Raw genomic sequence first — 21,283 nt, forward strand, 5'->3', positions numbered from 1 at the left:
CCCCTTGGTCAGGCCACAGCTTGTCAAAAAACAGTATTTGTAAAAGTGTCGGAAAGGAAGATAGCTACGAAAGGAACCCATCAGGGGTTCCTTTCGTTTTCAATCAAAAGTTTTCAGAACTTCTCACGGGTTCTGAAAACTTGCACAGGCTGTCGAAAATACTTTTTCGACAGCCTGGGGCCTGACCCCCCTGGTCAGGCCATTCCCTCAGTGCCGGCCATTCAATCAAGCAGGGCTTTCAGCCCGGCAGCCAGCTCTTCCCCCTGGCTCCGGGTGAGGCCCTGGGCAAAATCCGCGTCCGCCGGAAGCAGTCCCAGGTCCCAGGCCCGGGTCACAGCCTCCTGGCTGCCGCCCTGAGCCAGCGCCGCCGGGATGGGGCCGGAACGATGACCGGGGGCGGCTTCCAGGTTCAGTACATCGGCGGCACGGGTCAAAAACGCGGAGGCTTCTTTCCAGGTGATGGGCCGGGCGGCGGAGAAGGTCCCGTCCGCCGCGCCCAGGGTAATTTTCGCTTCCTTGGCCCAGGCCAGGGCGGGGAGATACCACTCAATGCCGAAGCTGTCGGCAAAGGGCAGTTCCTCTCCGATTTCCACCGCAGGACTTCCGCAGGCCTCATACAGCTGCCCGATCAACCGGCCCCTTGTCAGCGGTGCGTCGTAGTGGTTGGCGGGCGTCAGCTGCTGGTCCGGAGCGGAGAGGCAGGCCTCCACAAGGGTATCCTTCCCGGCCAGCGTATCTTCCAGAGTCTGGTAAACCAAAATGTCCGGCTGCAAAGCCTCCACGCCCCGGCCCGCCGCCGCGTCCAGCAGGGTGTTCAGATCCAGGTATTTGCTGGACACCTGTCCCCGGACCTTGGAATTGGGCAGGGTGAAGGTATGCACTGCGCCGAAGTGGCAGACGCTGCCCCCGGCGGCCTCCCCGGCCAGAACGCCGCCCATCTCCTGGATTTCTACGGCGTTAATCAGGGCAGAGGAGAAAGTGGCCTCTCCGATGAGTCCCACCAGCGTGACGCCGTTGTCCATGGCCTTCCGCAGCACCTCAAACAAAGGCCAGATGACCCCGTCGGACCCGCCGCCGTTATAGCGGAGGTCCAGCAGCACCCGGTCATAGTCCCCTGCCGCCAGGTCCTTGGCCACGGCGGCGGCGAAGTCCTCCATGGGAAGATCCTCCGCCTCCCGGCAGACATTGTACTGGATATAGTAGACGGAATCCGTCAGGGCCTTGGCCAGGTAATTGGCGTCCGCCGCCGCCGTCTCCGGCTGGCCCTTGATGAGCTCGGAGATGAGGGCAATCTCCAGCTTGTTCATGGCCTCCATATCCATGGGCTCCAGACGAAGGGTTTTGCCGTTCTTCAGGGTGACGGTCAGGGGCTCCCCGGCCTTCACCAGTCCCAGGTACTCATAGATGTCCGCCACATTGCAGGCCTGCCGGAACTGCCGCCGGAGATGGACCGGGTTGTCGGAGGAAAACAGCGTGCCGAAGGTTTCCACGACCTCCGCCACTGGCTTTCCCGCCAGCGCCGTCACCTCCTGGCACAGCAGGTCCCGGTCCTCCGGCTTTGCCGCCGAGAGATACCAGCTTTCTCCCCGCCAGACCATGGCGAAGGGATAGGCCCGGAAGCTCGCCGCGCCTCCTACGGAGACCGAGGTGTGGGAGTCCCCCGTCAGGGACGTCAGGCGCATGAGATCCAGCAGGAATTCCGTGTCGCTCTCGGTTTCCAGCCGGGCTTCAATCTCCGCCTTCAGGGCCAGGAATTCGGATTCCGGCGTGTTGGCGAAGGCGTTCGGATGGGCCTCCAGCAGAACCTTTTCATAGAGAAAGTCCAGGTCCTCCTGCCGCTGTCCGGCCTTCAGCGGCTCCGCCGCCATAGCCGGAATAATCAGCAGTGCCGCCAGGCAGAGCCCCAGGACCCGCCGGAACAGAGTGTGCTTCATGATGATTCCTCTCCTTTGCTAATCGAATAATACAATAGTACAACCGAAGAGCTGAAAAGTCAAGCCCTCTTTTTTATACGGCGGAACCGGCGGAAATTCTTCAGCCGTACCGAAAAAAAGCAGGCCCCGGAGGATTCTCCGGGGCCTGCTGTATGCGCTTTTGGACTCAGCCGCCGGGATCGTGAGGCGCATCGTTCCCCCGGGCGGCGGCCCGGCAGTCCTCCAGGACCCTCTGGCAGTGACGGCTGATGATGACACGGAGAACCACCGTGCTGACCAGCATAATCAGGGCCCAGAGGATGAGGACGAAGACCGCCAGAACGGCCGCCGCCGCAATGAACAGCAGAAAGGAGTGGGACTCAGGCCGGTCCAGATGGGCCTCCAGCCGTTCCGCCAGCTCCTCCACCGCCCCGCGGCGGAAGATGTCCGTCAGGCCCACATACCGGATGGCCGCCCGGTAGGGAACATCCAGGGAGAGGGCGGTCAGGTCCATGTAGAGGTCCACTGCCTCGTCCCAGTCCTCCTGAGCCCGGAGCCACAGGTCCAGAGAGGAGAGGGCGGAAGTGGCGTAGCTGATGTAGTACAGGGGATTCTGGAAGTTGTGGGAGACCTCCACCCAAGCGGCGCTTTCCTCCTGGTCCTTTGCATAGACGTAGCCGTACTGCTCCGAGACCTGCTTGAACAGGCGGTTGATATCCTCCAGACTCATGTCCGGGTCCTGATAGACAGCCGTCTGGAACTCGTCGTACATGCAGCCCTCCAGGACGGAATCCAGAATGTTGGAGAGAATCACCGTCGCGTAGGTATCGCCGTATTCCTCTCCAAACACCTGGTCCGCACAGGAGGTAAACAGCAGCTCCAGCGTCTGGGAGTGGATTTCTCCCACGTCGATGTTAAAGCCCGCCCAAAGCTCGTGGGTGGCCGCGTGGAAGGTCTCGTTGAAATGGCCGAATTCGTGGACGGTGTCGCTGTAGTCCTGACAGGTTCCGTAGGGGCTGTTGAAGATGAAGGCGGAACCATAGGCCGGCAGGCCGATGGTGTAGCCGGTGGGAAGCTTGGAGTCACTGGCCTCGATGTCGTAGAGGTGATGGTCCCGCATAAAGTCGAAGGTACGGCCAAGCTCCGGGTCCAGGCGGCGGATGAAGGGCTGGATGTCGTCCAGAATCTGTTCTCCATCGGCCCGGCTCCGCCGGGACAGCTCCCGAAGCTCCCGGCTGCCCACGCGGTCCAGAACCTGTTCACTGAGGGGCACGATGTATGCCTTGACGGCCTTTTGCAGAGACTGGGCCCGCTGTACGCTGTAATCCCGGCTGTATTCCACCTCATAGGAGTACTCGGCGTAGTTTTCATAGCCGTTCATCACGGCAATCTGCGTCCGCAGCTGAACCAACTGGCGGTAGAGCTCCCCGGCCTGCCGGGCCCGCTCCTCCTCCGAGAGATCGGCCCGGGCCATAATCTGGTCATATTCCAGGGTCAGCCGGGTTTCCTCCTGATACAGGGCGGTCTCCTTCTCCGTCAGGGGCTCGTAGTCCCGGAGGGCCTCCGCGGCGCCCTCGCCGGCCTCGGCGTCGATGATGTCCCAATAGGGCGTGTCCGCCAGCAGGGCCAGGACGGAATAGACGCGGTCAAAGAGCCGGTCGCTCTGGGTGGCGATGTGCTCCGCCGCCTGAGCCGCCGCCTCCGCGCTGGGGCCCGCGGCCTGGGCGTCATAGGCAATCCCAATCAGGGAGGACTGAGTGGACAGAACGTTCAGCTCCGTCAGAATCTCATCGTAGAGGTCCTGGGCCTGGGTTCGGACATCTTCCTCCTGGCCCTGGGGGGAGGCGCACAGCTCTTCCAGGGCCGTCAGGGCGGCCTGGAGCTTCGTTTCGTCAAAGCCGGAGGCGTCCATGTCGGCGTAGTCCACCGGCAGGTGTTCCTTCTCCGGATAACGGCTGTCCGCCGCCCGGGCCGGCGCCAGCAGAGCCGGCAGCAGGGCAAGAACAATCAGGAATCTGGAAATGGTTCGCATAGCATACTCCTTCAATGGGGTGGATAAGGGGAATGGCGCAGGCGGCGGACCAGCAGAAGGGTGCTGATTACGTCCAGCACCGGCAGCAGCTGGCAGACCGTATGAAGGCCGGAGACCGGCCTCCCCTGCCGTTTTTGGAGCCGGAGATAGCAGAGGCCCACCAGTCCGGTCTGGACCGCCATCAGACAGGTGACTGCAAAGGAAACCGGCAGCAGGGCCAGAAGGATGCCCCGGGAGGCCAGGAGGAACAGGCCCCAGACAAAGAGGCTCCAGAGAACATTCAGGATGTAAAAGGGGATGGAACACAGCTTCAGAAAGAGCCACCAGGTCCGCAGAAGGTCCTCCTCTCCCCGCTTTGCCGCCCGCCGGGCGGAGAGGGCGCAGGCCCAGCCGGCCAGCTGCACCAGCAGGACCGCCGCCAGATAGAGCAGCAGCAGTCCGGTGCACAGGCCGTTCCAGCCGTCTCCTTGGCCCGCCAGAAGGGGGATGCCGGCGGGGACGGCCACGCTGAGGGCAAGATGCAGGTACATGCCGGCGAGAAAAAGCCGCGCGGTTTTCATGAAGCGCCCTCCCTGGCCCCTCAAAGGCCGTTGACAATCCGCTGAGGCCGCCGTCCCGCCATCAGCTCCCCCAGGTTCTCAAAGAGCATCCGGTACACGTTCCGGAAAGCGGTCTGGGTGATGCCCGCCTGATGGGGGCAGAGGAGAATCCGGTCCGGGAACTCCCGGGCCAGCAGTACCAAAGGATGGTCCGCCGGCACCGGCTCGGGGACGTAGTTGTCAAAGGCCGCTCCCGCCAGACGGCCGGAGCGCAGGGCCTCTCCCAGGGCCTCGTTGTCAATGAGGCCGCCCCGGGCGGTGTTCACCAGATAGGAGCCGGGCCGCATATGGCTGAAAAAGTCCCGGCCGATGAGCCCCTCCGTCTCCCGGTTGGCGGGGATGTGGAGGCTGACGATGTGGCTGCGCTCCGCCAGCTGGTGGAGGGACAGGTATTCCATGTCAAAAGCCGCCTCCGTGGCCGGGTCCCGGCGGTGAGGGGACCAGTAGCAGAGCTTGCTGCCGTTGACCCGCAGGCGCTCCGCCGTGGCCCGGCCAATGGTACCGAAGCCCACCAGGCCGACGGTGGAGCTGGCCAGGTCCTCCGGCACGTTCCGTTCCAGGGCGGGCACCGCCTCCCCCTGCCGGCCCTCCAGGACCATCCGGTGGCCCCACAGGGTCCGGCGGAGGAGCATGGTCATCATCATCACCGCCTGTTCCGCCACCGGCCCGGCGTTGCACCCGGCGTTATTGCAGACGTAAATGCCCCGCTTCCGGGCGGTCTCCAGGTCAATCAGGTCAAAGCCCACGCCCTCGCTGTGAATCAGTTTCAGGTTGGGCATCCGGGAGATCAGGGACTCCCGGATGGGAGTGATGGGAGAGACAAAAATGGCCTCCGCGTCTCCCGCCGCCGCCAGCCAGTCCGCCTCCGTGCCCCGGCGGTCGCAGAAAATCAGCTCCGCCGCCCGGAAGGCCGGGGTATCCGGGGCGAAGGTGTCGTAACGGAATTTCGGAGTAGCAACCAGTACCTTCATGCGGGGTCCTCCTGAGATTTTTTCCGGGGCTCCTCCGGAGCGCCGGAGGCCGTTTTTACGTCGTCGGCGGTGATGCGGGTCAGGTCCTCCCGGCTGACGGAGGGCAGGCCCGCCAGGCGGTTGGCCTGAATGACCAGCAGCTTTTCAAAGATATTCCGCACCCCCCGGGCGTTGCCGAAGGAGACGGAATGCTCCCTGCTCTCCCGCTCCAGAAGCTGCTTCAGGGCCTCCTCCCCGTCTTCGTCCAGCTCATAGCAGCCCTTTCCGCACTGCATCCGGAAAATGGCCAGCAGCTCGTCGGGGCTGTAGTCGTCAAAGTGGAGGAAGCGGTTGAACCGGGATTCAAGTCCCGGATTGGAGCGGACGAAGTCATCCATCAGCCCGTCGTACCCGGCGGCGATGACCACCAGATCGTCCCGGTGGTCCTCCATGGCCTTCAACAGCGTGTCAATGGCCTCCTGACCGAAGTCGTTGTCCGACCGGCCGTTGAGGGCGTAAGCCTCGTCGATGAACAGCACGCCCCCCAGGGCTTTTTCGATGACCTTGCCGGTTTTCAGGGCGGTCTGGCCCACATACCCCGCCACCAGTCCGCTGCGGTCCACCTCCACCAGCTGCCCCTTGGAGAGAATGCCCAGGCTGTGGTAGATCCGGGCCATCAGCCGTGCGATGGTGGTTTTGCCGGTGCCGGGATTGCCGGAGAACACCATGTGCAGAGACAGCTCCGCCGCCGGGAGGTTGTTTTCCTTCCGCATTTGATGGACAGAAGCCAGGTTGATGAGGTTCCTGACCTCCTTTTTCACCGCCGCCAATCCGATGTAGCTGTCCAGCTCCTTTTGCAGGTCCTCCAGCTTCTCAGGGGGCGCTTCCTCCTGCCGGGCGGGCGCTTCCGCGGCCCCGGCGGGTTCTGCCGAAGGGGGCTCCTTCTTCTCCTCATGGGGCGAAGGCGGCGTTCCGGCGGAGGCCGGAGACGGGCCCCAGAAGTCGGACCCCATCCGGCGGAGATTGTGTTCCGTCAGGGTCTGGATGACCTCCAGCTGCTGGAGGATGATTTCGTCTTTTTTGTCCCGTTTGTCCATATCTTTATCCTTTCAGCAAATCGGTATGGGCCAGCCCCTGAAAGAGGCAGGCTGTCGCCAACCCGGTCAACGTGCCGCTAAACAGGGATACCCCCAGCAGAACCGGCAGATAATAGAGGGGAGCCCCATTCCCCAGCGTCAGCACAGCGGCGGCGATCTGGCCGCAGCTGTGGGCCGCCGCCCCGCCGATGGATACCCCGTAGATGGACAGCCGCCGGCTGTGGGACAAGGCGATCATCGCCGCCATAGCCGAGAACCCGCCCAGAAGGGAATAGAGCACGGCGTTCATGTTTCCGGCAAAGAGGGCCCCCAGAAAGCACCGGGAAAATAAGATCATCAGCGCCTGAACAGGCCCCAGCACATAGAGGGCAAAGAGGGTCACAATGTTGGCAAGCCCCAGCTTTACCCCCGGCAGCGGAATGGCCAGGGAGAGGGGAAAGAGGTTTTCCAGACAGCTCAGGGCCAGGGCCAGGGCCGTCAGCAGGGCACAGGTTGTTAACTGCTTGGTAGTCAGCCGCATGATTCCCTCCTTAAAACCAGGAATGAGAAATCAGGAATACTGAGGCGGCGGAAAATTCCTCATTCCGAACCCCCCATTCCTGATTATCCCAGGACCGCGTCCGGAGCGTCCGGGTCCGCCGCTCCGCCCTCCAGCCGGATGATGACCCGGGCGGGAAGGCAGACGATGCTCTGGCCGCCGCGGGAGATGATGCCGGTGCGGACGCAGTCCCGTGTGGGGCAGTCGGAGACCGCCACGCAGATTCCCGACGTTCCGACGGGGGGCAGGGCATTGAGCGGCGGGTTCTCATAATCGACCCCAAGAACCACCTCCAGGGTATAGCCGTTGTGGGTATAGGTCCGGGGGGCGTTCAGCAGCTCCGCCGGGGCGAAGCGGTCCGCCTCCTCCCCGTCGATGGTGACCACCGCCGTCAGCTCCCCGCTCTCTCCGCCGCCCCGCCACTGGAAGAAGGCCAGCCCCAGGGCAAGCAAAAGCACCGCCAGCGCCGTGAGGCCGTCCCAGACCGTGGGCCGGAGCTCAGGAGACCGTCTCATAGACATAGCCGCTGTCCTCGTTGGGGGTGAAGGCGAAGCGCCCGATTTGATCGGCCACTACCACCCGCCCGTCCTCCGTCACCAGCACCATGCTGAACAGCGCCCCGTTTTCCTGGCTCCGCCAGAACTCCAGGGCCTTCTCCTCCCCCATGGTAAAGAGGGCGGTGGAATAGGCATCGCACATGGCGCCGTTTCCGGCCTCCGTGCCCGCCGCCACCGTGACGGAGGTGAGGCCGCTGTCCGCCGGTTTTCCTGTGGCGGGGTCGATGATGTGGTGATACCGCTTCCCGTCCTGCTCAAAATAACGCTGATAGCTGCCGGAGGTAACGGCGAAGGCGTCCGCCAGCTCCAGCACGCCCACCAGGGCCTCCTTGTCATCGGGATGGGCCGGGTCCTGAATGCCCACCCGCCAGGGGGTCCCGTCGGGGCGGTCTCCCCAGGCCAGGACGTTGCCCCCCAGGTCCGCCAGAGCTCTGGGCACCTCGTACTCGTTGAAGACGGTGCAGAGCCGCCCGGCGGCGTAGCCCTTGGCAATGGCCCCCAGGTCGATGGACTGCCCCGGCCCCAGGGCGGCGGCCCGGTCCTCCACGGTCACGGCGGAGCCGTCCACCAGAGGGAGAAGCCGGTCCAGCTCCGATTGTGCCGGGACCTGGAAGCTGTCAGTGGTAAAGCCCCAGGCGGAGACCACCGGGGCCACGGTGATGTCAAAGGCCCCGCCGGTCTGCTCATAGTACCGCCCCGCCTGACGCAGGATGCCGGCCAGCTCCGTTTCCTCCTCGCTCAGCTCCAGAGAGCCGGCGGCGTTGAGCCGGGACACGGCGCTGTCCGGGTCCGTCCGGGAGAACAGGGCTTCCAGCTCCCGGATGGCGTCCTCGCAGGCGTAGGCGGCGGCGGGGGAGCGTTCGCCGTAGGTGGTGATGAGCATGGCGGTGTCCATGGCGATGACCTGAATGCTCTCCCGGGCCGTGTCCGGGTCCGCCGGCGTCATGGCGCAGCCGGTCAGCGCCAGAAGCAGCGCCGTCCAGAGACAAAAGATGCGACCTTTCATAGCAAAAATCCTTTTCCGCTCTGCTCCAGCGGGGCAAAGCCTCCTTTTTTGTCGTTAACCCTTAGTATATCACGGCTCACGCCGCATCTCAACGGGGAAATTGGAGCTTTCCGCGAAAAAATGCGAAGATGCGGGATGTTGCCCTTGCAAAAGAAAAAAAAGTCTGATATACTATTAAAGCGTGTCGGCGGGGCCGTCTTTCCGCCGGTTGTTTTCCAAAGAAATTATCACCTTGGAGGTCTTGATAAATGGCAAAGAATCCGAATAACAAAAACAAAGCCAAATCCATCAAGCGGGATGATGCCCTCACCGGCGGAATGATCTTTTTTGTGGCCGGGTGTATCGCGGAGGTGTTCCTCTGGGCGGTCCGCCGGTATTATATCAACGGCTATATTGACGAGGCCCTTCTCTGGCACGAGCGGCTGAAGGTATTCGCCGGGGCGGGCGTTGCTGCGCTGCTGGCGGGCGTGGCCCTCAGCGTGCTTTGGAAGAAGGACGCCGGAAAGCGCGTATTCGGCTGGGCCCTGGGGGCTCTGGGCGCGTTTTTTGCCGCGGGCAGCATTCTGATCCGGATGTATGAGAGCTCTGCCGTGACCCTTCTCAGCGTGGTGGTTCCGGTGACCATGGTGCTCAGCATCCTCTGGGCGCTGTATGACCGGGAGTGCTCCGTGTCGATTACCATTCTCTGCGCCTCCCTGATTGTGGTCTGGGTCTGCCGGAAGCTGATTGGCAGCATAGCCCTGGGGACGCCCGTCCGCATCATTGCGGTGATTTACCTGCTGGCGGTGGCGGCTCTGGTGTGGCTGGCGAAGCAGGGGAAGCTGGGCATGCTGCTGCCCACCAATGCCGACGTCCTTCCCATTTACGTCGCCGGAGGCCTCTCCGCCCTGACCATTCTGGTGGCGCTGTTCAGTGCGACCGCCGCCTATTATGCCATGTGGTGCCTGGGCGTGGTGGCATTCGCCCTGGCGGTGTATTACACGGTGAAGCTGCTGTAAGGCCGAAAGCAATCAAAAAAACCCCCGCTGTCCTTCGGGACGGCGGGGGTTCCCTGTTTTTTGCTTCAGCTGTGCCGGACGAGCCAAGAGCCCCCGCCCCCTGTGAGCTCCATCAGACGGGCGGCGGAGAAATGCCGGGGGTTCAGATAGGGAACCCCCTCGTCAATCAGGGAAAAGAGGTGGAAGTCAAAGGGGAGGGTCTCGTCGTCCAGAAAACCGTCGTCAATCCAGAGGAGCCTGGAAAAGGGCTCCGGCAGGGTCTCCGGGCAGGCGCATTGCAGCAGCTCCTGTTCAAAAGAAGCCAGAGGGATATAGACCATGCCGTAATCCGCCGTGTGCTCCCGGAAGGTCTGGAGACGCGCCTCCAGCACAAAGGCCCATTCATACCCGGAGGAGACGCAGGCCGTGAGGTTGGCGGGCGTCGTCTCTACCGCCTCCGTCAGGTCGTCCACAGCGGGGTCACAGTAGACGGCCAGCCAGTGGAAGTCCCGATTGCTGCCCCCCTCGCCGGACACATAGTAATGGCCCACAAAGGCCTCCAGCCACCCGCTCAGGGAGATATCCGGCTTTTTTCGCTGTTTGGCGTGGCCGATGTAAGCGCTCAGCTCCAGCATCTCATCCCTCCGTCACTGCACGTACAGCCCCATCACCTTTTTATGGGGCTCGGTGAAGGCCCCCAGCTGAATATCCATGCCGATCTCAAAGGCCCGGTCCCAGGGGAAGCGGTAGTCCTCCAGAGCCGTGCCGCCCCAGCCCCGTTCCTCATAGGGCTCCAGAGAGACGGCGAAGTTGCTCCGCTCCAGATTCCGGAGGACGTCCCCGGCGGCGGCGTCCATGCCGGTCTCCAGCCGGGTCTGAATGGCGGCCCGGTCGATATCGGGAACCCAGAAGTTGTTGGGGTCCCCTGCCAGATCGTTCCGGATGTAGGTCAGCAGATCGTTCCGGACGATGTTCTTGTAGCAGAAATCCTTGACCACGCTGTCCGCCAGAGTCCGGGCCCAGGCCCGGTCCATGGAGTCCGTCACGGCCCCGCGATTCAGGGCGGCATACCGGGCCGCGCCGTGGCTCAGGGCGGTGCCGGTGACAATGGCCATGTCCAAAAATCCCGCGTAGCTGAGGAGCCAGCCCAATTCGCATTCCTTCGTCAGGGCCTGGTGGAAGGCAGTACCGTAAGTCCCGTTGCTGGCGTCGATGAGGACGGTGGGCCGCTGGTTCGCCCGGTTGTCCTGAAGGGCCTGAATCAGCTCGGTGTAGTAGGCCTTCTTCTGCCCCTCTTCAACGGGCTGGGTCAGCACCAGAATCTGCAAACCGGCGGACAGATGGTTAGAGGACTGGTCCGTCAGGCGGAAGAAGGCGAAGTGCTCCGCCATGATTTCGGTGAGGGGCTGGAAATCGTAGTCACAGGCGGGCCGGTCCTCGGCGCCGCCGAAATACCGCACCGCCGCCGTGCCGCTCCACGGGACACGGGAATCGGACTCATCCAGATACATCCGGGCCACCGCCTTAAAGGCCAGGTCGTCCACCCCGGAGAGGAGCCAGTCCAGGGCTTCCCCGTCTGCGCCGGTCCGGAGCCCCCTGCGCAGGTAGGCAATTTCATTTTTCTGAATGCAGTCCTCCAGAGAGGAATCGTCGATGCCGATGAGAAGCCGGAATCCCTCGTGGCCCGGCTGGCTCAAAATCCGCTGGACCTCGTCGGAAAGGCGGAGCTTCTGTTCCCGGGACTGGATGAACTGGGAGACAAAGCGCTGGGGCTGGAAATAGTCATCTGCGCTGACCGCCTCCATCTGCCGGGCCGCCCCGTCGTAGGGGTCCGCCCCGCCGGGGCCCCGCCAGTAGGTTTCCAGAACGTTTTCGATGGTCAGATCCGTCTCCGCCAGTGTCTCCCGAGGCTGGGCCCCAAAGGCCCGCATCCAGTTGTAGTGCTCCAGACGGGCCCCCTGATAGCCCACGGTGACATTGGCCAGCCGCATGACGGAATCCAGCAGCCAGACCACATTGTCCGGGTCCTCCGCCAGCACCGCCAGCAGGTTTTCCAGCAGCTGGGAGACGTGGACGGAGCCGCCCTCCGGCAGGGGGAGGACACAGGCCTCCGGGGATAAATCCCGGGAGCTGACCAGTCCCCCGTAAAGAAGCTGGTCCAGGGAGAGAATATAACGGTCGCAGCCCGTCGCCTCCTGGTCCAGCACCCACTGGAAGAGCTTTGCCCGGTCGCCGTACTGGGTGCCGTTCTCGTTGAGTGGCTGACCGTCCAGGGCGGTGCGGTACAGGTCCCGGTCCGGCATGGTCAGGGCATAGCCCAGGGACTCCGCCAGATATACCACCCGCTCCACGTTATCCGGCCGGTCGTCCAGAGGCACATAGGCCACAGTTTTTCCGCTCCCGTCTCCGGAGGCGTCCGGTTCCGGTTCTGTCCGCACCGCGCCGCAGCCCGTCAGGGTCAAAAGGGCCAGCAGCAGCGAAAGAAAACGTTTTTTCATCAAAACCTCTTTCTATCCTGTAAAAAATGTCCCGATTCGCTTTTGTGCTCCTGATATCAGGGATACCCTTGTGCTTCCCGCTCACCGCGGGGCGGGAACACGAAAAGAAACCGGGCTTTGTGACAAGCGGTTATTCCTGGGTTTCAAAGGAAAACAGTATGGTGCCGCAGTTACGGCAGATTGAACCGGAATACCAGGGGAGCGCGGAGAGGGACTTGGGCGAAAAAGCGGACGTGGAGTTGTCTCCGATGGGACGCAGACGGACGGTGTCTTTGGGGCGTTGGAAATTTTTAAAGTCTCTCTGTTCGGGGGTCCAAAACAGGTAGCCGCGAGGGGAATACACAGAGCCTGGCTCCATTGTGCTACCGCAATTGGGGCAGTTCATGGAATAATCTCCTCCGTTTTGGCGTTTCTGATATCAGGGATACTCTTGTGTTTTCGGCCCCAAGGGGGGCGGGAACACGAAAAGAAACCGGGCCTGAAAAACAAGAAATTAGGAACCAGGAATTCTGAACCAGTCAATTCCTCATTCCTAATTCCTGAAGGGTTTAAAGGCCGAAGCCGCCCAGATTCAGCCCGCCGGTCACGCTGTCCATGGCTGCATCCATGGCCTCCCCGGCCTGGCGCAGGGCCTCGTTGACTGCGGAGACCACCAGGTCCTGAAGCATTTCCACGTCCTCCGGGTCCACGGCTTCGGGCTTGATGGAGAGGGAGACCACCTCTTTTTTGCCGTTCGCCACGGCCTCCACCGCGCCGCCGCCGACGCTGGCGGTGAAGGTGCGGGCCTCCACCTCCTCCTGAGCGGTGTTCATCGCCTCCTGCATCTGGGCGATTTTCTGCTGGACCTCCGCCTGACGCTGTGCGCCGGTGGCTTTCATGCTGCCGCTGCTGAAGCCGCGGCGTGCGCTGTAACCCATAATCGTTTCTCCTTTCTGTGCGTTTGCGTTTTAATCAATGTGGATATTTTCATATTGACTGCCGAACTGCAGCAGCCGTTTCCGGTTTTCCTCCGGGTCCGCGCTGGGGGGCGCGCCCTCCTGAAAAAGGATGCGCTCCGGCGCGGCGGCCAGCTTCTCCAGCTCCTCCCCCAGAATGCTCCGCACCCGGTCGTTGTCCAGCCGCCCCAGGGTTACCTCGTCCGGGGCGTAGACGGTCAGCAGGCCGTCCGAGAAAACGCCGCCGCACATGGTCAGGAAGGAGCTGTACATAGGCGGCAGGCGGTTCTTGCAGATATCCGTCAGGGTCCGCCACCAGTTTGCCTCCAGCTGGAGGGGCGGAGCGGAGGCCTTGCCGCCGGACGGCGGGGAGTCCGGGCGTTTCGGCGGCGGGGGCTCCGGCGCTGGAGAGGCCTTTGGAAGGGGCTCCTCCGGCATGTCCTGAATGCTCCGGTCCGCCTCCCGGGGAGACGGCGGAGCTTCCGGCGGCGGAGGGGCTTCCGGCATGAAGGACGCCTTGGGGAGAGGCTCCTCCGGGACGTCATAAATCTTCCGGTCCTCCTCCTCGGGAGGCGGCGGGGGCTCCTCCGGCAGGGGGGGCAGCTCCTCGTCCAGGCTGTCATGGACCCTCCGGGGGCCGTCTGCCGGGGGTTTTTTAGTTCTTTCCGTTCTTTCCGCCTTTCCCGGCCTTTCCGACAGGGGCGGGGCCTCGTCCCGGGAATGGACAGGGGGCGGCGGTTCCGCCGGGGAGGAAACGGCCAGCTGTGCCCGGGCGGCAAGGCGGTCCTCCAGCCGCTGAATGCGGGCGTCCAGGGCCGACAGGTCCCCGGAGAGGCTTTCGTCGCACAGGCGGAGCAGGCAGAGCTCCGTGTCCGTGCGGCGGTTGGCGCTGTTGTAGAGCTCCGCCGCCGCCTGCTGGAGGGTGGAGGCGATATAAAGGAAGCGGTTTCCCGCCGCCTTCCGGCTGAGCCGGTCCAGAGCGGCGGCGTCATAGCCGCCGGACAGCAGCGCGCCGCCGCCTTCAGGGGCGGTCTTCCGCAGCAGCAGGTCCCGGGTGAGGGTGGAGAGCTCGGAGAGAACCGCTCCCATGTCCTTTCCGCCGCTGTAGAGCTGGTCCAGCAGCAGCAGGGCCGACTGGGGATCCCGGTTCAGAATGTGCTCCATCAGCCGGGCGGTCTGGAGATTCCCCGCCAGGCCCAGCACCTCCAGCACGGCGGCGCTGTCGACGACGCCCTCGCTGGCGGCGCACTGGTCCAGCAGGCTCAGGCCGTCCCGGAGGGCTCCGTCCGACAGGCGGCTGAGGAGCTCCGCGCCGTCGGCGGTCAGCTGGATATGCTCCTGTCCGGCCACATACAGCAGCCTCTGCGCGATGGCCTGAGGCGGAATGCGGCGGAAGGAATAGCGCTGGCACCGGGAGAGGACGGTGGGCAGGACCTTGTGGAGCTCCGTGGTGGCCAGAATGAACATCAGGTGCTCCGGCGGCTCCTCCAGAATTTTCAGCAGGGCGTTGAAGGCCGCGTCGGTGAGCATGTGGACCTCGTCGATGATGTAGACCCGCTTTTTCACCTGAGCAGGGGAGTAAATGGCCTTGCTCCGCAGCTCCCGGACCTGGTCCACGCCGTTGTTGGAGGCGGCGTCCAGCTCCCAGACGTCCAGGAAATCCCCCTTCTCAATGCCCAGACAGGAAGGGCATTGACAGCAGGGGTCCCCGTCGACAGGGTGCTCACAGTTCACGGCCTTGGCCAGAATTTTGGCGCAGGTGGTCTTGCCGGTGCCTCGGGTGCCGGTGAAGAGATAGGCGTGGGAGGTTCGGCCCTCGGCCACCTGACGGCGGAGATTTTCGGTGATGTGCTCCTGGCCGATGACGTCGGAAAAGGTTTTGGGCCGCCATGTTCGATAGAGTGCCTGATACACCGGATCACCTCTTCAGGAATTAGGAATGAGGAATTTTTTGCGCCGCGCCGGAGCCAGGCGGTCCCGGAAGCCGGACCGCGCGGACACGGCCTCAATTAGGAATGAGGAATTAGGAGTTAGGAGTTAGGAATTAAGAATGGAATCTCACTGAGAAATGTCCCCTGCCCGCGTGGGACAGGCTGAAACACAGGTCGATTGCGATGCGCGACACTAAAAAAGCGCGGCACAAGATGAGGTCAGACTTTCGCAAAGGCCGGCTTTCGTGCGCGCGGGACAGGCTGAAACACAGGTCGATTGCGAGGCGCGGCACAAAAAAATCCTCCGTACGCAGCTGCGGAGCCGGCGCCCTCACGGCACATGAAACATCCCGCTTAATGCTGCTCGGTTCCCCGCCTGACATGGTTCGCGGGCATCCATTGCGCGAGACCGGCTCCGCAGCTGCCTGCGGAGGACTGCTTTTGTTATTTTACTATATTCTTTCCCAAATGGCAACAGGAAATTTCACTCCGGGATAAACTCTTTTGCAATTCTTCCCTTCATGCCTTCCGAGACCCATCCGGCAGATAGACCAATACCTCATCTACCCTGCAATCCAGAATCCGGCAGATATCATCCAATGTGGCGGTGGAGATGTTCCGCTCGTGCTTCAATGCGTCCAACGTCCCCTTGCTGAAATGATAGTCCTTAATCAGCGTGTAGGTGGTCACATTCTTCTTTCGCATGGTCTCCCAAAGGGGACGGTATGAAATCACAAGAAGCACCTCCTTGTGATTTCTATTATATTTTCCCTGATTTATATTGAATATACCCGAGATATCGGGTATAATGCGGGAGGGGGTGAAAAATGTGGAATGGTCTGTTCTGGAACGTCTGATGGCTCAGGCGATTGGGTATGAAGTAATCAAGTTCTTAAAAGAGGAGGGGCGTCTGGAGGCGCTTTTCCAGACAGCGGAATCGGAGGCCGTGCAGGCGTTGGAGGAAATACGCCGGGTTTTAGATGATGATACGGCGGAGGACCCGAACTGTTTCTGGCGGATCGAGCGGATTGTAACCGAATTTGAATCCAGAGGACTTGGAACAGCGCGGCATGATTGGTGAGGCTGAAAAATCTCCAAATCCGCAGCATGTTCATTCCGCCGGGACGCATCAAGGAAATGACGGGATGGGGAGAGGGCGGTGTCAAATAGCAATCAGACTGCGAAAATCCACGCCGCCGGAAATCAAAAACCCGCCCGCCGGAGCTCCGGCGGGCGGGTTGGCTTGTGAATTACTGCTTGCTGTCCACAGAGAACATATAAGCAATGAGCTCCACCATCTTGTTGGCATAGCCCCACTCGTTGTCGTACCAGGAAACGACCTTCACGAAGTTGTCGGTCAGAGACAGGCCGGCCTTCTTGTCGAAGATAGAGGTGCGGGGATCGCCCAGGAAGTCGGAGGAAACAACATCCTCGTCGGTATAGCCCAGAACGCCCTTCAGCTCGCCTTCGCTGGCTTCCTTCATGGCCTTGCAGATGTCCTCATAGGAAGCGGGCTTCTCCAAACGGACGGTCAGGTCCACCACGGACACGTCCAGAGTGGGGACGCGCATGGAGATGCCGGTCAGCTTGCCGTTCAGCTCGGGAATGACCTTGCCCACGGCCTTGGCGGCGCCGGTGGAGGAGGGGATGATGTTGCCGGTGGCGGCACGGCCGCCGCGCCAGTCCTTCATGGAGGGGCCGTCCAGCAGCTTCTGGGTGGGAGTGACGGAGTGGACGGTGGTCATCAGGCCCTCAATGATGCCGAACTTCTCGTTCAGAACCTTGGCGATGGGGGAGAGGCAGTTGGTGGTGCAGGAGGCGTTGGAAACATAGGTCATGTCAGAGGTGTATTTCTGATTGTTGACGCCCATGACGAACATCGGGGTGTCGTCCTTGGAGGGAGCGCCCATGACGACGTGCTTGGCGCCGGCGTCGATGTGGCCCTTGCAGAGGTCCTTGCTCAGGTGCTTGCCGGTGCACTCGCAGATATACTCAGCGCCCACGGAGGCCCAGGGAATGTCCTTGACGTCCATAGCGGTGAAGACCTTGAACTCCTTGCCGTTGATGACCAGGGCGTCGTCCGTGTAGGTGATTTCCCCGTTGAAACGGCCGTGCACGCTGTCATATCTCAGCATGTAGGCCATATACTCCGGATTCATAAAGGGATCGTTGATAGCGGCGACCTCAACATCGTCACGGCCCAGAGCGGCGCGGAAGACAACGCGGCCAATGCGGCCAAATCCATTGATACCGATTTTCGCTTTCATGATAATTTACTCCTTTCAATACTCGGGCACGTGAGCGTGCCGTATAAACGATTGCGTAAGCGTTTCTCTGCTGTTTTCATGGGATATCGTACCACGCTGTGAAGTTTTTGGCAATTGTCATTTCAAATAACAATCAGCGGCCCCGATTGTGAAAATTTTATAATAAATCCTTAAAAATTTGCGTGGTTTTCTCCGCCGTGAAGGGGAAAAGGCCGGAAAAGACCTTGACGGATGTTCCGTGCTGTCCTATACTTGTAAAGACACTCGAATTACGCAACAAATTTATAGTTACGCAAAGGGCAGACAGCATGAAAGTAACCATCAGCGACGTGGCCCGGCTGGCAGGAGTTTCCACTGCCACCGTCTCCCACACCATTAACAATACGCGGTATGTCTCCGCCGAAACCAAGGACCGGGTCTACCGCGCCATTGCGGAACTGGGCTATACGCCGGACGCCTCCGCCCGGAGCTTCCGCACCGGCAAGAAGAAAACCATCGGCTTCATTGTGCCGGACATCTCCAACAAGTTTTTCGCCACCATGATTGAGTCCGTGGAGACCTGCCTTTCCGCCCAGGGCTACCACCTGATTATTGCCAACACCAAAGAGAGCATGGAGCGGGAGGAGAGCAGCATCCGCATCCTCACGGCGGGTCTGGTGGACGGGCTGCTGGTGGCCAGCACCATGGAGAGCTTTGAGCGGCTGGACAGGCTGGTGCCCGCCGGGTTCCCGGTGGTGCTGGTGGACCGGACCTTTGAGGAAAAAAAGTATGCGTCCGTCTGCGTCTCCAATTTTCAGCCTATTTACCGCAGCGTCTGCCGCCTGGCGGCCAGGGGCTGCCGCAGGGTGGGCATCATCGGCGGCATTCCCCGGCTGTCCACCACCAGGGAGCGGATTTCCGCCTACAGAGAGGCGGCGGCGGACTGCGGGCTGACCATGGACCCCGGCCTGATTCAGTACGGGGATTCCATGGAAGCCGGGGCCCCCCGCTGTCTGGACGCCCTGCTGGAGCAGAACTGCGACGGCATTGTCATCTGTCAGGGTCTGATGGCGTCGGTGTCCCTGTCCTATCTGCGGAAAAAGGGCCTGCTGCCGGGACGGGACCTGTCTCTGGTCAGCTTCGTAGATTATAATATCCAATCTTACGATCTTTATTATGACCAGGTGGACCGCATTATCCAGCCCGTGGAGGAGCTGGGCCGGACGGCGGGGGAACAGATTCTCCGCCGCATCGAGAAGCCGGACGCACCGGTGCTGGAACGGGTGCTGACGTCGGAATACCGGCCCTGCGGGGAGGGCGAAGCCGGCCAACCGTAAGCCATTTGCAAAAAGCCGCTGGAACATCAGGGTTCCGGCGGTTTTTTCCTGTTCCTCAGATAGTTTTTCAGCACCAGCAGGATGCTGCTTTTTTCCTCCTTCGACAGGGTTCGGTAATCCCGGACCAGGGCCGTCTCCTCGCGGGACAGCTCCAGATCCTCCGGGAGGCGGCGGTCCGCCGCCGGGGCGCGGCCCACCAAATCGTCCAGGCTTACCCCAAAATAATCCGCCAGTTTTACAAGGGCGGCAATGTCCGGCTCCACGTTATGGTTTTCATATTTGTTGATGGACTGCTGACTGGTCCCGATTACATCCGCAAGCTGCTGCTGGCTGACGCCCATTCTCAGCCGCAGCTTCCGCAGATTTTTTACCACGTGAATCACCCCGGAAATATCATAACAACCAAAGGGTGTAAAATATAAATCCCTTTTGTTGTTAAATGGGCTTGAAAACAACTTATAGTTGTGCTATAGTAGTGTGCATTCCACCGAAGCCTTGCGGCGAAAAGGTGAAATCTAAAAATGGGAAGAAGGAGCGCATAAAATGGGAGGACTGCTGACCTTGACCGGGGCCGCCGGCGTTATCGGGTATTTGATCTGGCTGGTTGTCCGCATCCGAAACTGGGAATCCAAGGTTCCGCCGGTGGTTGGGATGCTGCTGAGCGTGGTTATGCTTTCAGGCGGGCTGATGTGGGGGGCGGAAACAGAACCGCCGGCAGAGCGGAGACCAGCCAGTGAAAGCTCGGAGCCGGCAGAGAACAAAGAGGACGCGCCGACGGCAGAGGACGTGCCGGAAAAGGAGGATGTGCCGGCGGTGGTGGACGCGCCAGTGAAGGAAGAGGACGCGCCGGCAAAGGAGGATGTGCCGGCGGTGGTGGACGTGCCGGTGAAGGAGGAGGCCATTGAGTGCCAAACCCATGAAATCCCCTTCTTTGGCATTGCGTTTGACTGCCCCGTGGCTTTCGGCACGGAGGGGGAAGCCAAGGTGGTTGCGGAAGATGAAGTAAGTTATGGTATAAGTACCGAGGACAGCGCTGTTGTATTGATGTGTTCTCGGATATCTTCTTTGAGCAGGGCTGAGGAAATCGTTCGTTTGGCGGGAAAAGATACTGCTATTTTGTATGAAGATTTTGAAACTCTGGACCTGGCAGACGAAATTACCAGCTGGAGTGAGATGTATCAGACATTTGATTTGCTGGACAGCTTTTCCACGCCTGAAAGTTATGGTTTTTCCTATATCGCGGCATACGATTTCTTTGGGGAACTCGATACGGAGATGGGATACAGATATAAAAACTATGGAGGCTTTGTGGATGATGGCGGCATTATAAAGTTGGTCTTGGTAATCTCTGTGCCCGAGGATACGGCCCAGGAGGAGTTTTTTACCCTCTGTGAAACCGTCACCAATTCCATACGCTTTTCCGAATAAAAGGCCGGCGGTCATGGCCGCCATGAAATGCGCAAAACGGGCGGAGCCTTTCGGCTCCGCCTGTTGCTATGCGCTTATTCCTTTTCGAATACGTCCTTGCCCATCTCGCAGGTGGGGCAGACCCAATCCTCGGGAACCTGCTCCCAGGGAGTACCGGGGGCAACGCCGTTGTCGGGATCGCCCACGGCGGGATCATAGACGTAGCCGCAGGGGCATACATACTTGTCCATATCGTCCTCACAATCTTCGTATCGGTCGCCTTTGCGCAAGCATAAAGGCGCATTCACTTCGATGCTCGTCCTCTCCCAAACGCAAACGCCTTGCTGGCTTGCATTTGGATTTCCGTCGGTTGAATCAGCCGAAATACCGCTCCAGCAGACCCTTGAACGCCTTGCCGTGGCGGGCCTCGTCCCGGGCCATCTCATGGACGGTGTCGTGGATGGCGTCCAGACCCAGCTCCTTGGCCTTCTTGGCAATGGCCATCTTGCCGGCGGTAGCGCCGTTCTCGGCCTCAACCCGCATTTCCAAGTTCTTCTTGGTGGAATCGGTCACAACCTCGCCCAGCAGCTCCGCGAACTTGGCGGCGTGCTCGGCCTCCTCATAGGCGGCCTTCTCCCAGTACAGGCCGATCTCGGGATAGCCCTCCCGGAAGGCGACCCGGGCCATAGCCAGATACATGCCTACCTCGGAGCATTCGCCTTCGAAATTGGCGCGCAGGCCGTCCAGAATCTCCTGGTCCACGCCCTTGGCCACGCCCACCACGTGCTCGGCGGCCCAGGTCAGCTCGCCGCTCTTCTGCTCGGTGAACTTAGAGGCGGGAACACCGCACTGGGGGCACTTCTCGGGGGGATTCTCGCCCTCGAACACATAACCGCATACCTGGCAAACCCACTTTTTCATATAGATGATCCTCCTTAAAATTTAAAAAACCGACTCATCGGATTTTGGGATTTTTTCCCTGTTTGCTGAACTGGTATCAGTATAACAGGAAGTCCGGGAAACTGCTAGTTGCAAATGCGACATTTTGAAAAAATACGCGAGATTTCACCGTTTGTTCAAACTTTCGGAAAAGCGCTTGCATTTTCTGGATGTATCGGGTAAAATAGGAAGCGGAAACATAAAATGCGGCAGGCCGCAGGGTGGTAGCAACACCCCGCGGCCCTGTACGAGTGAACGGGCACTCAGCACAGCAATGATGAATTGCACCACGGGCCTATTATATCCATTCCGCCGGATTTT

Annotated in this window: 22 protein-coding genes and 1 other RNA gene; 4 read left to right on the plus strand and 19 right to left on the minus strand. The window is 61.1% G+C overall.

From position 1 onward, the window contains the following. Window positions 1-221: 221 nt before the first annotated feature. The 8 genes from Q0063_RS01440 to Q0063_RS01475 form a co-directional block, all read right to left on the minus strand. Complete coding sequence (locus Q0063_RS01440; protein ID WP_297870188.1) at window positions 222-1,934, minus strand: S-layer homology domain-containing protein; 1,713 nt, start codon at window positions 1,932-1,934, stop codon at window positions 222-224. A 166-nt stretch (window positions 1,935-2,100) separates the two neighbouring features. Next, entirely contained in the window at window positions 2,101-3,945 is a 1,845-nt protein-coding gene (locus Q0063_RS01445) for a hypothetical protein (protein ID WP_297870189.1), read from the minus strand. Window positions 3,946-3,956: 11 nt separating this feature from the next. Further along, window positions 3,957-4,505: a DUF6652 family protein gene (locus tag Q0063_RS01450; RefSeq protein WP_297870190.1), complete on the minus strand. Its 549-nt coding sequence runs from the start codon at window positions 4,503-4,505 to the stop codon at window positions 3,957-3,959. 20 nt (window positions 4,506-4,525) lie between these two features. Then, window positions 4,526-5,515: a 2-hydroxyacid dehydrogenase gene (locus Q0063_RS01455; RefSeq protein ID WP_297870191.1), complete on the minus strand. Its 990-nt coding sequence runs from the start codon at window positions 5,513-5,515 to the stop codon at window positions 4,526-4,528. Next, window positions 5,512-6,591, minus strand: coding sequence for an AAA family ATPase (locus tag Q0063_RS01460; protein WP_297870192.1), 1,080 nt, complete (start codon window positions 6,589-6,591; stop codon window positions 5,512-5,514). The genes Q0063_RS01455 and Q0063_RS01460 overlap by 4 nt, the downstream gene beginning before the upstream one ends. 4 nt (window positions 6,592-6,595) lie before the next feature. After that, window positions 6,596-7,111 (minus strand): Gx transporter family protein, encoded by a 516-nt coding sequence (locus tag Q0063_RS01465; RefSeq protein WP_297870193.1) that lies wholly within the window; start codon window positions 7,109-7,111, stop codon window positions 6,596-6,598. A gap of 83 nt (window positions 7,112-7,194) precedes the next feature. Further along, window positions 7,195-7,650 (minus strand): NusG domain II-containing protein, encoded by a 456-nt coding sequence (locus Q0063_RS01470; protein WP_297870194.1) that lies wholly within the window; start codon window positions 7,648-7,650, stop codon window positions 7,195-7,197. Next, window positions 7,628-8,692: an FAD:protein FMN transferase gene (locus Q0063_RS01475; protein ID WP_297870195.1), complete on the minus strand. Its 1,065-nt coding sequence runs from the start codon at window positions 8,690-8,692 to the stop codon at window positions 7,628-7,630. The genes Q0063_RS01470 and Q0063_RS01475 overlap by 23 nt, the downstream gene beginning before the upstream one ends. 248 nt (window positions 8,693-8,940) lie before the next feature. Here Q0063_RS01475 and Q0063_RS01480 point away from each other — a divergent pair, with 248 nt between their 5' ends. Then, entirely contained in the window at window positions 8,941-9,690 is a 750-nt protein-coding gene (locus Q0063_RS01480) for a hypothetical protein (RefSeq protein WP_297870196.1), read from the plus strand. 65 nt (window positions 9,691-9,755) lie between these two features. Here the strand turns inward: Q0063_RS01480 and Q0063_RS01485 are convergent, their stop codons facing one another. From Q0063_RS01485 to Q0063_RS01510, 7 genes are all read right to left on the minus strand, one after another. After that, on the minus strand, window positions 9,756-10,304 hold the full coding sequence (locus tag Q0063_RS01485) for a hypothetical protein (RefSeq protein WP_297870197.1): 549 nt from the start codon (window positions 10,302-10,304) through the stop codon (window positions 9,756-9,758). 12 nt (window positions 10,305-10,316) lie between these two features. After that, on the minus strand, window positions 10,317-12,167 hold the full coding sequence (locus Q0063_RS01490) for a DUF4127 family protein (RefSeq protein WP_297870198.1): 1,851 nt from the start codon (window positions 12,165-12,167) through the stop codon (window positions 10,317-10,319). 130 nt (window positions 12,168-12,297) lie between these two features. After that, window positions 12,298-12,552, minus strand: coding sequence for a PF20097 family protein (locus tag Q0063_RS14670; RefSeq protein ID WP_367180308.1), 255 nt, complete (start codon window positions 12,550-12,552; stop codon window positions 12,298-12,300). Window positions 12,553-12,715: 163 nt separating this feature from the next. Continuing rightward, entirely contained in the window at window positions 12,716-13,084 is a 369-nt protein-coding gene (locus tag Q0063_RS01495; protein ID WP_297870199.1) for a YbaB/EbfC family nucleoid-associated protein, read from the minus strand. A 30-nt stretch (window positions 13,085-13,114) separates the two neighbouring features. Further along, window positions 13,115-15,016 (minus strand): DNA polymerase III subunit gamma/tau, encoded by a 1,902-nt coding sequence (gene dnaX, locus Q0063_RS01500; protein ID WP_297870200.1) that lies wholly within the window; start codon window positions 15,014-15,016, stop codon window positions 13,115-13,117. 333 nt (window positions 15,017-15,349) lie between these two features. Next, an RNA gene (gene ffs / locus Q0063_RS01505) (signal recognition particle sRNA small type) lies at window positions 15,350-15,449 on the minus strand. Window positions 15,450-15,552: 103 nt separating this feature from the next. Next, entirely contained in the window at window positions 15,553-15,768 is a 216-nt protein-coding gene (locus Q0063_RS01510) for a helix-turn-helix transcriptional regulator (RefSeq protein WP_297870201.1), read from the minus strand. Between the two features lie 85 nt (window positions 15,769-15,853). On the opposite strand from Q0063_RS01510, the gene Q0063_RS01515 reads away from it, so the two are divergent. Continuing rightward, window positions 15,854-16,114 (plus strand): hypothetical protein, encoded by a 261-nt coding sequence (locus tag Q0063_RS01515; RefSeq protein ID WP_297870202.1) that lies wholly within the window; start codon window positions 15,854-15,856, stop codon window positions 16,112-16,114. A gap of 169 nt (window positions 16,115-16,283) precedes the next feature. Here the strand turns inward: Q0063_RS01515 and gap are convergent, their stop codons facing one another. After that, window positions 16,284-17,300 carry a type I glyceraldehyde-3-phosphate dehydrogenase gene (gene gap / locus Q0063_RS01520; protein ID WP_297870203.1) on the minus strand — a complete coding sequence of 339 codons (1,017 nt, stop codon included), beginning with the start codon at window positions 17,298-17,300 and terminating at the stop codon, window positions 16,284-16,286. Between the two features lie 308 nt (window positions 17,301-17,608). Between gap and Q0063_RS01525 the strand changes: the two genes are divergently transcribed. Then, the gene (locus tag Q0063_RS01525; protein ID WP_297870204.1) at window positions 17,609-18,616 is read left to right on the plus strand and encodes a LacI family DNA-binding transcriptional regulator; all 1,008 of its coding nucleotides are present in this window, start codon (window positions 17,609-17,611) and stop codon (window positions 18,614-18,616) included. A gap of 26 nt (window positions 18,617-18,642) precedes the next feature. Here Q0063_RS01525 and Q0063_RS01530 read toward each other — a convergent pair whose 3' ends face one another. Then, window positions 18,643-18,990 (minus strand): helix-turn-helix domain-containing protein, encoded by a 348-nt coding sequence (locus Q0063_RS01530; protein ID WP_297870205.1) that lies wholly within the window; start codon window positions 18,988-18,990, stop codon window positions 18,643-18,645. A gap of 169 nt (window positions 18,991-19,159) precedes the next feature. On the opposite strand from Q0063_RS01530, the gene Q0063_RS01535 reads away from it, so the two are divergent. Beyond that, window positions 19,160-20,044 carry a hypothetical protein gene (locus Q0063_RS01535; protein ID WP_297870206.1) on the plus strand — a complete coding sequence of 295 codons (885 nt, stop codon included), beginning with the start codon at window positions 19,160-19,162 and terminating at the stop codon, window positions 20,042-20,044. Between the two features lie 74 nt (window positions 20,045-20,118). Here Q0063_RS01535 and Q0063_RS01540 read toward each other — a convergent pair whose 3' ends face one another. Together Q0063_RS01540 and Q0063_RS01545 are read right to left on the minus strand one after the other, a co-directional pair. Next, window positions 20,119-20,274 (minus strand): rubredoxin, encoded by a 156-nt coding sequence (locus Q0063_RS01540; protein WP_297870207.1) that lies wholly within the window; start codon window positions 20,272-20,274, stop codon window positions 20,119-20,121. A 124-nt stretch (window positions 20,275-20,398) separates the two neighbouring features. Then, window positions 20,399-20,944, minus strand: a complete 546-nt coding sequence (locus Q0063_RS01545) for an NADH peroxidase (RefSeq protein WP_297870208.1) — start codon at window positions 20,942-20,944, stop codon at window positions 20,399-20,401. Window positions 20,945-21,283: the final 339 nt, after the last annotated feature.

It is taken from the genome of uncultured Oscillibacter sp. (assembly GCF_947654275.1).
In the GTDB taxonomy this organism is placed as follows: Bacteria; Bacillota; Clostridia; order Oscillospirales; family Oscillospiraceae; genus Oscillibacter.